Raw genomic sequence first — 1,496 nt, 5'->3', positions numbered from 1 at the left:
GGTTGGGAGTAGGGAATTGGGAGTAGGGAATTGGGAATCGGGAATCGGGAATCGGGAATCGGGAATCGGGAATCGGGAATAAGGAATAGGTAAAAAATTTTATGTACCTTTATAGCTTATAGTTATGTAGTGCTTTGTCATAGATAAAAATTAGGTTTGAGGTTACCAGACGATCCGCTAGTATATTCCTTTTTAGTGACAATTACCTCGTTACAGAAAGGAGAATCCAATGGAGAAAAAATATGTTGTGCGCTTGAGCCAAGATGAACGCGATCAATTGAATGAAGTGGTTAAAAAACTCGATGGCAGTAGTCAGAAAGTCAGGCGGGCTCAAATTCTTTTAAAAGCAGATGCCAATGGGCCGAATTGGACGGATGCACGAATAGCCCAAGCCTTTTCGTGTCGGATCAAGACCATTGAGAACATTCGTCAGCGATTGGTAACCCAAGGCTTTGAGCAGACCTTAAATGGCAAAAAACGTGAAAACCCTCCGGTGGAGAAGCTTTTAAACGGAGAGCAGGAAGCTCAAATCATAGCCATGAGACTGGGACCGCCTCCGAAAGGTTACGCCAACTGGACTTTAAGATTGTTGGCAAATAAAGTCGTCGAACTTGGAATTGTTGATTCCATTAGTTATGAGACGGTTCGTCAGACACTAAAAAAAACGGCATGACCCAGCGAAAGATTCAATACTGGGTCATTCCTCCAAAGAACGATGCAGAATTTACCGCTTCTATGGAAGAGGTGCTCGAAACCTATGAGAAACCCTACGATCCATCGGCGCCGGTAGTTTGCATGGACGAGCAACCGGTGCAGTTAATTAAGGAGATCAAAGTGCCGATAGCGGCAACCAGAGAACACGCAAAGCGAATCGATTATGAGTATGAACGGGCTGGCACGGCCAATATATTCATGTTTACCGAAGCCCTTGCCGGTTGGCGGGAAGTGCGTGTCAGAGAGCGTAAAACCAAAATCGACTGGGCTGAAGAGATGGCGGCTTTGTTAGATGGGCGCTACAAAGAAAGTGAGAAAGTAATCCTTGTCTGTGACAACCTCAATACGCATACAAAGGGTGCTTTTTACGAAGCCTTCGAAGCGGATCGTGCGCGTGGCTACGTTAAAAAGATTGAGTTTTGCTACACTCCCAAACATGGCAGTTGGCTAAACATTGCCGAAAACGAGTTAAGTTCGTTGACTCGTCAGTGCGTTGGTCCAAGGCGCATCGGCGATATGGAGACCTTAAGGGAAGAAACAGAGGCTTGGTCAGAGGATGTGAATAATCGCCAGAAAGGCGTTGATTGGCAAATGAAAATCAAAGATGCACGCTGCAAACTCAAATCAGTTTACCCTAAAATTAATACTTGACTAAGCACTAGTCTCTGTTCCCGCAATTTTGCTTATCCTCGCGACGCTGACGCTCAATCTCACGCAGTTTGGCGCGTTCCTTATCAAACTTCTGTCGATTGCAGTTACAATGCAGGCACAGCGGCGAGTTG

General features: G+C 45.7%; 2 protein-coding genes. Both read left to right on the top strand.

All coding sequences use genetic code 11. The features are described 5' to 3' along the window. The first annotated feature begins 229 nt into the window (after positions 1 to 229). Positions 230 to 673 (top strand): helix-turn-helix domain-containing protein, encoded by a 444-nt coding sequence (locus F6K37_RS41990; RefSeq protein WP_287257167.1) that lies wholly within the window; start codon positions 230 to 232, stop codon positions 671 to 673. Then, a complete protein-coding gene (locus F6K37_RS41985) occupies positions 670 to 1,365 on the top strand; it encodes an IS630 family transposase (RefSeq protein ID WP_287257166.1) in 696 nt (231 codons plus the stop codon). Before F6K37_RS41990 ends, F6K37_RS41985 begins: the two co-directional genes overlap by 4 nt. Positions 1,366 to 1,496: the final 131 nt, after the last annotated feature.

This window comes from Moorena sp. SIO4E2, from assembly GCF_010671945.1.
GTDB lineage: Bacteria > Cyanobacteriota > Cyanobacteriia > Cyanobacteriales > Coleofasciculaceae > Moorena > Moorena producens.
The sequence above is the reverse complement of the archived record's forward strand: the minus strand, read 5'-3'. Positions and strand labels throughout refer to the sequence as shown.